At 68.5% G+C, this 8,776-nt stretch carries 11 protein-coding genes; 10 read left to right on the top strand and 1 reads right to left on the bottom strand.

Translation table 11 applies throughout. The features are described 5' to 3' along the window. The 5 genes from RMO12_RS11385 to RMO12_RS11405 form a co-directional block, all read left to right on the top strand. On the top strand, window positions 1-693 hold a 693-nt coding region (locus RMO12_RS11385), incomplete at its 5' end, for an FCD domain-containing protein (protein WP_309639374.1). Continuing rightward, on the top strand, window positions 690-1,856 hold the full coding sequence (locus RMO12_RS11390; protein ID WP_309639375.1) for an iron-containing alcohol dehydrogenase: 1,167 nt from the start codon (window positions 690-692) through the stop codon (window positions 1,854-1,856). The genes RMO12_RS11385 and RMO12_RS11390, both read left to right, overlap by 4 nt. Window positions 1,857-1,929: 73 nt before the next feature. Then, window positions 1,930-2,250, top strand: coding sequence for a type II toxin-antitoxin system Phd/YefM family antitoxin (locus RMO12_RS11395; RefSeq protein ID WP_309639376.1), 321 nt, complete (start codon window positions 1,930-1,932; stop codon window positions 2,248-2,250). A gap of 3 nt (window positions 2,251-2,253) precedes the next feature. Beyond that, window positions 2,254-2,673 (top strand): type II toxin-antitoxin system RelE/ParE family toxin, encoded by a 420-nt coding sequence (locus RMO12_RS11400; RefSeq protein WP_309639377.1) that lies wholly within the window; start codon window positions 2,254-2,256, stop codon window positions 2,671-2,673. After that, entirely contained in the window at window positions 2,673-2,942 is a 270-nt protein-coding gene (locus RMO12_RS11405) for a hypothetical protein (RefSeq protein ID WP_309639378.1), read from the top strand. Before RMO12_RS11400 ends, RMO12_RS11405 begins: the two co-directional genes overlap by 1 nt. On the opposite strand, the gene RMO12_RS11410 is transcribed toward RMO12_RS11405, so the two are convergent. Further along, window positions 2,926-3,720, bottom strand: a complete 795-nt coding sequence (locus tag RMO12_RS11410; protein ID WP_309639379.1) for a hypothetical protein — start codon at window positions 3,718-3,720, stop codon at window positions 2,926-2,928. The genes RMO12_RS11405 and RMO12_RS11410 overlap by 17 nt on opposite strands. Before the next feature lie 215 nt (window positions 3,721-3,935). On the opposite strand from RMO12_RS11410, the gene RMO12_RS11415 reads away from it, so the two are divergent. The 5 genes from RMO12_RS11415 to RMO12_RS11435 all read left to right on the top strand — a co-directional run bounded on the left by RMO12_RS11415 (window position 3,936) and on the right by RMO12_RS11435 (window position 8,749). Further along, entirely contained in the window at window positions 3,936-4,727 is a 792-nt protein-coding gene (locus RMO12_RS11415) for a pentapeptide repeat-containing protein (RefSeq protein WP_309639380.1), read from the top strand. 213 nt (window positions 4,728-4,940) lie between these two features. Next, the gene (locus RMO12_RS11420; RefSeq protein WP_309639381.1) at window positions 4,941-5,159 is read left to right on the top strand and encodes a hypothetical protein; all 219 of its coding nucleotides are present in this window, start codon (window positions 4,941-4,943) and stop codon (window positions 5,157-5,159) included. Window positions 5,160-5,165: 6 nt separating this feature from the next. Further along, entirely contained in the window at window positions 5,166-5,747 is a 582-nt protein-coding gene (locus tag RMO12_RS11425) for a hemerythrin domain-containing protein (protein ID WP_309625892.1), read from the top strand. Window positions 5,748-5,920: 173 nt separating this feature from the next. Continuing rightward, window positions 5,921-6,652 carry a response regulator gene (locus RMO12_RS11430; RefSeq protein WP_309639382.1) on the top strand — a complete coding sequence of 244 codons (732 nt, stop codon included), beginning with the start codon at window positions 5,921-5,923 and terminating at the stop codon, window positions 6,650-6,652. Window positions 6,653-6,667: 15 nt separating this feature from the next. Beyond that, window positions 6,668-8,749, top strand: coding sequence for a PAS domain S-box protein (locus RMO12_RS11435; RefSeq protein WP_309639383.1), 2,082 nt, complete (start codon window positions 6,668-6,670; stop codon window positions 8,747-8,749). The last annotated feature ends 27 nt before the right edge of the window (window positions 8,750-8,776 follow it).

Genomic DNA, 8,776 nt, shown 5'->3' on the forward strand with positions numbered 1-8,776 from the left:
CAGCTGCCGACCGAGGCGCAGTTGTGCGCGCAGTTCGGCGTCAACCGATCGACCGTTCGCGAAGGCACGCGCGTCCTCGAGGAGGCCAACCTGCTGCGGCGCGAGAGCGCCAAGCGGCTGCTGGTGAGCCGCCCCTCGCGTGAGGAAATCGGCACCCTGCTCGAGCGCGCGCTGTTGCTGCACGAGATCAGCGTCAACGAGCTGATGGAGGCGATGTACACGCTCGAGCCGCTGATGGCGCGGCTGGCGGCCGGGCGCAGCCGCAGCGGCGCGCTCAAGGAACTGGAGGCCAACGTCGACGCCACCGAAGCGGCCGTGGCGGCCGGCGAGTCGGTGGTCGCCCTGGACATCGAATTCCACGGCATCGTCGCCACGCTCAGCGGCAACCGCGCGCTGATGCTCGCGCGCGAGCCGATGAGCCGCCTTTTCTACCACTCGTTCGAGGTCGTGATGTCGAGCGTGGCCGAAGCCGGCACGCGGCTGGTGACGGCGCACCGGTCCATCCTCCAAGCCATCCGCAAGCGCAACGCGGGCGATGCGGAAGCGTGGATGCAAAAGCACGTTCGCGACTTCAAGCGCGGCTATGACATGACCGGGCTGGACCCGGCGCGGCCCGTGGAACGGCCCAGCGGCCGGGCCCTGCCAACGGCCGCTAAAGCGATGCACAACCCCCGCACAGGAGACTCGACGTGAAACCCGGCACCTACCGATACCTCGCACTGGACCGCGTTCATTTCGGCCAGCCCGCCGCCGCCGCCATTGCCGAGGAAGTGCGCTTGCGCGGCGCCCGGCGGGTGTTTGCCGTCACCAGCCGCACGCTCAACCGAACCACCGACGCCGTGACCACGGCGCTGGCCGCAGTCGAGGGCGTGCTGGTCGGCGTGTTCGACGAATGTCAGGAGCACGCGCCCAGGGAATCCGTGCTGGCGCTGGCGCGGCGCCTGCGCGAAAGCGGCGCCGACCTGGTCGTGACGATCGGCGGCGGCACGGCGATCGACACCGTCAAGGTGGCGCTGATCTGCGTGGCCGAGAACGTCGACACGGTCGAAGGCATGGACCGTTGCCATGCCACCGTGGATGCTCGAGGCCAGCGCGTCACGCCCGTGCTGGCCGACCCGCCGCTGCGGCAGATCGCCGTTCCCACCACGCTGTCGGCGGCCGAGTTCAGCGACCTGGCGGGTTGCACCGACCGGCGCGTCGGCCAGAAGCACCTCTACACCGCACCGCTGATCGGCCCGGCCGCCGTCATCCTCGATGCGCAGATGACGCTGCACACACCCGAGCGGCTGTGGTTGTCGACCGGCATCCGCGCCATCGACCATGCGGTCGAGAGCGTGTGTTCGATCGACGCGCAGCCCTTGACGGATGCCACCTGCCTGCGCGCGCTGAGCTTGCTGTCGCGCGGGCTGCGCCGCTACCACGCCGCCCCGCGCGACACGGCGCTGCGCCTGGACAGCCAGACCGGCGCGTGGCTCGCGGCCACCGGTGTGAACCGCATCAACTTTGGCGCCAGCCACGGCATCGGCCACGTGATCGGCGCGGCGCACGCCGTACCGCACGGCATCACCTCCTGCGTGCTGCTGCCCTCGGTGCTGCGCTACAACCGCGAGGCGATCGGCGAGCGCGCACGCTGGCTTGCCGATGCGCTGGGCGACGCGCAAGCCGACCCGGCCGACCTGCTCGAGTCGCTGATCCGCGACCTGGGCCTGCCGACCCGGCTGCGCGAGGTCGGTGTGCTGCCGGAGCACTTTGCGGCACTGGCCCGCAAGGCGATGGACAACCCCTGGGTGCGCAGCAATCCGCGACGCATCGATGATCCGGGTCAGGTCGAGGACATCTTGCGGTTGGCGTGGTGACGGTCCGCTTTGCCGTGCGGATGTTGGGCAAGTAAAATGCACAGAATTCGCGACAGAGAAATCGGAGCCGCCCATGACCATCGCCGCCGCCGACGTGATTCCCCTGACCCAGGCGCGTGCCAACCTCTCCGAGCTGGCCGACCAGGTGAAGGCGGGTGCCGAAAAGATCATCACCAAGAACGGCGAGAGCTACGTCGCGTTGATCGACTCCGATCGTCTCGACTACTACCACCGCTTGGAGCGGGAACGGATTCACCTGGTCCTGCTCGCCGACATTGAAGAGGGTCTTGCCGACGTGTCCGCCGGCCGTACCCGCGGTGCGCGCGAAGCGCTCGGTGAGCTGAAGCGAGCGGCAAAAAAGCGATCTACCGCCCCAGGCAGCAAGCGCCGCTGACGCGTGGCGCTCGCCAAGGCTGCGGTCCGGTTTGCCGCAAACTTCGAAGCCAACCTCGCACAAATCTGCGCGTTCTGGACGGAGCGCGAGGCTCCGCAGGCTTACGCGAGCCTGCTTGACGAACTCGGCGATACCGTCGTCGCAAACCTGGAGCGCCATCCCCGCATTGGCCGAAGGTTCTTTGCACGTACGGCCCAGTCGGTTGAAGCGCGCGAGCGTGTGGCCGCGTTGCTCGAGCGCTTTGGCGCCGTTGAAGTGCGCGAGTACTTGTCGGGTGACTACCTGCTGCTGTACTGCATCGTCGCGCAAGGCGGGGCAAGCAAGCCGGGATGGACGGTTTACCTTCTCGCCATCAAGCACCACCGGCAACTGTCCTTCCAATTCGAGGGCTTCTGGCAAGCCAATCGCGGGGAGGAGGGCTGATGCTCGCGTCGCACAAACTGAAGGAACTCAACGGCGCCACCACCGCTGGCTGTGACGAGGCCAAGCGGCTCAACCGCGCCGGGAGCCTCGAGCGTGGTGGCGCAGTGCTCGATCGGCGCAGCTCCAAGCCGACATCCAACCAGGCCTTGACCGCGCCCCATGAACGGCCTTTGGGCAGGCGCTCGTCGCAAGAATGGGCGTGCCGCGCATTCAGGTCGTACGGCATGGGCCTGGGCAATTCGTGGCCTCGACCTAATCGTCACATCTGATCGCAAACCGAATCTTGAAACGCGTGGCATGCCACAGCCACGCGATCGCGACGAAGAACAGTGTGAAGACGAGCCCGCCCCACCATTCGGCGCTGTTCTGCAGCGCTGCTCGTGTCGCAGCGTCCACATGGAGTAGCGGCGCGAACACGTTGGCCAGGCCGAGTAGGGGCAAGGCGATGCACAGCGCGCGCAGCGCGCGCGCAACGTGGCGGGCCTGAAGCGCGAGGCCCTGCGCGGCGTCGCTGACGATCAGCATCGCGATGCAGGTGCCGCCGAAGTACAGCACCACGCCGTAGCGGCGCATCCAGCGGTACGCTTCGCCCTCGGTGCCGAGAAACGTTCCGTACAGCACGAGAAACAGCGCGGCCGCCAGACCGAGCCACGGCAGCGCGCGGAGCTTGCGCGTCGGCGCGGCACCCAGCGTGCGCAGCCACGCGCCGCACAGCAGCCAGCACAGCGCTTGCAACGCGGCGGCCGGCAGCAGCAGGGCGCGGAACAGGTGGTTCGGCAGCTCGTGGCGCGCAGCGCGACTGATCGAGATGCAGCCATCGATGAGCGGCATGCATGCCTCGACCAGCCCCAGTCGCACCGACAGCGTGTACGCGACCAGCGTCGCGACGAGCGGCAGCAAGCCCGCCAGCAGCGGCAGCGGCCAAGCCGACCAGTCGAGCGGGGGCCTTGCGGAGGCGGGGTCTGTCACGGGGCGAGCGGGTCTGGATGGCGCATGCGGCATATCGTCGTACATCGCGGGCGACAACAACAAGGTGCCGGCCTTCATGATCGCGGCAAAGGCTGGCCGATCTGCGGCGACAAAACGGGGCTTCGACGCGCTGCGGCGGCATCAGCAGGTCGTTTCTGCGCAGCCCATCAAGCGAAGGCCTGGAACGGGGCGGGAGCGCCACTCCGGCGAATTGGCCACATGCGCTTCATGTTTCGAGCGTCGCCCCATGCTCCGGCACGACCGGTCGGTCGCCTCATGACGAAGGAGCCGAGATGAAGCCCAGCGTAAGTATCGCGACCACCATCGTTACGGCGCTGCTCGCTGCTATTAGCGCCATGAACGCCACAGCGGCTGAGCTTTCGGTTGATCAGGTCAGCGCCATGCTGAAGAACGCATCGCCATCAAAGCCGGTCGACTTCACCGGCAAGGACCTTTCGGACCTCGACCTGAGTGGGCTCGACTTTCGCAATGCCAACTTGCGGGGCGTCAGCTTCTTCGCAAGCAAGCTGGTGCAATCTGATTTCCGCGGTGCGACCTTGCAAGGCGCCAACCTGAACGGTGCCTGGCTGATGGGCACGGACTTCACTGGCGCCAACCTGAGCCGCGCGAGCCTGCTTTCGGTCGTGATCCTGGGCGGTGAGGTCAAGAAGATGCCGGTCTTCAAGGGCGCCAACATGACGGGTGTCAAGATGATCGCCGACCTGCCGGGGGCCGACCTCTCCGGGGCCGACTTCAGCCACGCCATGGTCGGCGTCAACATCAAGAACCAGGGGATGGGACAGATGCGGACCGACCTGTCCAACGCCAACCTGGCGGGCGCGACGCTCGCGGGCGCCGACTTCAACCGGTCGCTGATGATTTTTAGCGACCTTCGGGGTAGCAACCTGCGCGGTGTCAACTTCTTTCGCGTCAAGCTCGGCGGGGCCGACCTCACTGGCGCCGATGTAGCGGGAGCCGACTTCACCGAGGCCGATCTCGATGCCACGATCTTTCGCGATGTGAAGGGTTTCGCCGAGGCCAAGGGGCTCAACCGCGCCGAGAACCTCGACAAGATCGTTCGTTGATCGTCGCTCCCGTTGCCTTGGCCTGCTTGGCAAGCTGGGCGTCGAGGGACAGGGACGACGGCAGGAGGTGTTGTATCGACCGTCGCCCCGTGCGTCGGCGCCGCCGGCCGCTCGCATCGGCCGCGCTTGATGCAGATCAGGTCGGCCGCGCATGCTGCCGCGCAGACTCGTCCCGATGTTTGCCACGTCGCCCACTCATTCAAGGAGATCTGCATGAACATCGATTGCTCGCCGCGCGACCTCCGGCCGCTGTTGTCGTGGTGGCGCGTGTGCATGGGTCCGGCGATCGTGGCGGTGGCCGGCATCGTCACCGCGGTGATCGCGGCGAGGGGCGCCGACTTGGGGCTGCGCGTCGATGCGTCGGCCGCGGTGACCGAGACGCCGACGATCCAGGCGCGCAACCATGCCCTCACCGTCTCGCGCAATCGTTAGCCAGCCATGCCCGCCCCCGCCGCACTGAAGATGATCCGTGACGAGCACGCGGCGTTTGCCGCCGTGTTGCGCTCGATGTCGATGCTGGTCACCGACGCGCACCGGCGCAGGCTGCAGCCAGACTTTCGCGCGCTGCGCGCGATGCTGTTCTACGTCGACGAGTTCGCGGAGCGGCTGCATCACGTCAAGGAGACGCGCATGCTGTTTGCGCGCCTGCGCGAATGCACGCAGGAAGGCCGCGTCGTGCTCCAGCGGCTCGACCGCGACCACGCGCAGGGCGAGGGCCGCGTCCGCCAGCTCGAGCACCTGCTGCTGGCCTGGGAGCTGCTCGGCGATGCGCGTCGCGACGAATTTGAACTTGCGCTCAATGCGTATGTCGCGTTCTACCTCGAACACATGCGCGTCGAGGAGACTGAAGTGCTGCCGCTGGCCGAGAAGGTGTTCGCAGACGACGACTGGCGCATGCTCGAACGCGCGTTCGGGCTGCACCGCGATGCGCTGACAGGCGCCGAGCCCGAGGCGCTCTACGCCGAGCTGTTTCGCACCATCCTTGAAGCGATGCCGGCAGCCTTGAAGCCGTCGCGCTGACCGGCCGCACCGGGACTTCGCGGAAACGACCGTTCTTCTGCAGAAACACCTCGGCTTCGACGCCCGCCGGCTGGCGTCGGCATCCCGCGCCGTCGACCCGCCGGCGCGGCGCCGCTGCATCGACGATGCGGGGTGTATGTAAAGGCATCGCCATTGCTGCGGCAGAATGCCGCGTGACCTCGCTGCACATCGCCGTCGTCGACGATGAGGTCGACATCACCCGCCTGCTCGCCGGCTACCTGCAGAGCCATGGCTACCGCGTCAGCGAGCTGGCCAGCGGCGCGGCGCTGATGGCGCTGATGCCCAGCGACCCGCCCGACCTGGTGCTGCTCGACCTCGGCCTGCCCGGCGAGGACGGCTTCGTCATCGCACGCCAGCTGCGCGAACACTGGCGCTGCGGGCTCGTCATCGTGAGCGGTCGCGGCGACTCGATCGACAAGGTGGTGGGCCTGGAAGTCGGCGCCGACGATTACGTCACCAAGCCGTTCGATTTGCGCGAGCTGCTGGCGCGCATCAAGGCGGTGTGTCGGCGCGTTTCGCCGGCCGCCGCGCTCGTCACCGAGCCTGCCGCCGAACCTGCCGTGCGCACGCGTTGGCGCTTCGATCGCTTCGAGCTCGACACTGCGGCGCGGCGTCTCGCCACGCAAGAGGGGCGCGAAGTGCCGCTCACCAGCGGCGAGTTCGACCTGCTCTGCGTCTTTGTGCAGCATGCCGCGCGTGTGCTGTCGCGCGACTTTTTGCTCGAGGCCACGCGCGGCCGCGAGAGCGGGCCCTTCGACCGCACGATCGACGTGCAGGTCGGGCGGCTGCGCAAGAAGCTCGAGGTCGACCCGCAAGCGCCGCAGATCATCAAGTCGGTGCGCGGCGCCGGCTACATCTTCGTGCCGCGCGTGTCGGCGGCTTGAGCGGGCACACCGGCGATGAGCGATCTGACAACGCCACCGGTCGGCCCACCGGAGTTGTACCGCTCGCTGTTCGCGGCCTATCCCGATGCGCTGCTGCTGGTGGGTGCCGACGGCACCATCGTGTTGGCCAACCCGGCTGCCAGCCGCCTGCTCGGCTACAGCATTGAAGAACTGACCGGCCTGCCAGTCGATGCGCTGGTGCCCGATGCCATTCGTCCGCGCCATGCCGCCTACCGCGGCGCCTATGCGCTCCACCCGCGGCCGCGCGCGATGGGCACGCAGATGGAGCTGGTCGCCAAATGCCGCGACGGCAGCGAGGTGATGGTCGAGATTGCGCTGAGTCCACTGCAGGACGAGGGGCTGCCTTACGTGGTGGCGGCGGTGCGCGGCATCGAGGCCTATCCCCGCGTCAAGCAGGCGCTGCAGCGTGCGCATTACAGCGAGTTCGTGGCACAGATGGGGCGGCTGGCGGTCGACACGCGCGACCCGCAGTTGCTGCTGCGCGAAGTGCCCAGGGTGGCCGCCGAGGCGCTGCAGGTCGAGGTGGCGGTGGTGTACCTGCTCGAGCCGAACGGGCTCGAGTTCCGCGTTGCCGGGGGCTTCGGCCTCGGCGACGACGAGGCGGTCGGACACAAGGTGGCGAACCGGCCCGAGACCAAGCCGGGTTTCATGCTGTCGCAGGCGACGTCGCAACTGGTGGTCGACGCGCGCCACGAACGCCGCTTCCCGTTGCCCCCGGGCTGGCTGGCTCGAGGCATCGTCAGCGCGCTCGCGGTGCCCTTGTCCGACCGCGGCCAGACGATCGGCGTGCTCGGCGTGCGCTCGCGCCAGGCCAAGCGCTTCGACGACGACGAGGTGCGCTTCCTGCAATCGCTCTCTAGCCTGCTGGCGACCAGCCTGCAGCGCTCGCAGACCGAAGAGGCGCTCAAGCATGCGCAACGCATGGAGAGCGTGGGCCAGCTCACCGGCGGCATCGCGCACGACTTCAACAACCTGCTCACCGTGATCCAGGGCAACCTGCACCTGCTCGAGGAGCACCCGGCCATCAACGGGGACGACAAGGCGCAGCAGATGCTCGCCTCGGCCGCGCGCGCGAGCCGGCGCGGCGCCGAACTGACCGGCAAGCTGCTCGCGTTCTCGCGCCGCCAGGTGCTCAGCCCGAGCCACGTCGACGTGGCCGCGCTGCTGGAGTCGCTGGCCGACATGCTGCGGCGCACGCTCGACCAGCGCATCCGCATCGAGGTCGAGGCATCGTCGCCGGTGGTTTGCATCGCCGATCCGGGCCAGCTCGAGTCGACCTTGCTCAACCTGGCGATCAATTCGCGCGACGCCATGCCCGAGGGCGGCGTGCTGTCATTCGCCTGCCGGCCGTGCCACGGCTTGCCGGCCGACGTGGCCGCCGAACTCGGCGCCGCGGCCGGGCGACGCGATGGCTATGTCGCCATCGCCGTCACTGATACCGGGCGCGGCATGTCCGAGGCGGTGCGCGAGCACGCGTTCGAGCCCTTCTTCACCACCAAGGAACTCGGCCGCGGCACCGGCCTGGGCCTGAGCACCGTCTACGGCTTCGTCAAGCAGTCCCGGGGCGCGGTGCAGCTGCAGTCGGCGCCGGGGGCAGGCACCACCGTGACCTTGGTGCTGCCGCGCCACCACGAGGCCCACGCCGCGAGTGCCCAAGCCGCGAGCGCGCGCACGGCGCTGCCGGCCGGACTGAAGGTGCTGCTGGTCGAGGACGAAGCCGAGGTGCGCAGCGTGGTGGGCCACTTCCTGCGCGCGCTTGGCTGCGTCGTCACCGAGTTCGGCACGGCCGAAGAGGCGCTCGCCAGCCTGGCCCATGCCTGCGACCATGAGCTGCTGCTCAGCGACATTGCGCTCGGGCAGGGCATGCGCGGCACCGAGCTGGCGCGACGCGTGCGCGAGCGGCTGCCGGGCATCGGCACGCTGCTGATGTCGGGCTACTCGGTCGAGTTGCTTCACGGCGAAACGACCGACCCGGCCGACCCGGCGGCGCCGGAGCTGCTGCCCAAGCCCTTTGACCGGGCGGCGCTGGCGCAGGCGATCGCGCGCGCGCTGGCGGCGAGGAGCGTGCCGCGCTGATTTCATACGGATTTGCTTTCATCCGAT

Source organism: Methylibium sp. (assembly GCF_031393925.1).
GTDB lineage: Bacteria > Pseudomonadota > Gammaproteobacteria > Burkholderiales > Burkholderiaceae_C > Methylibium.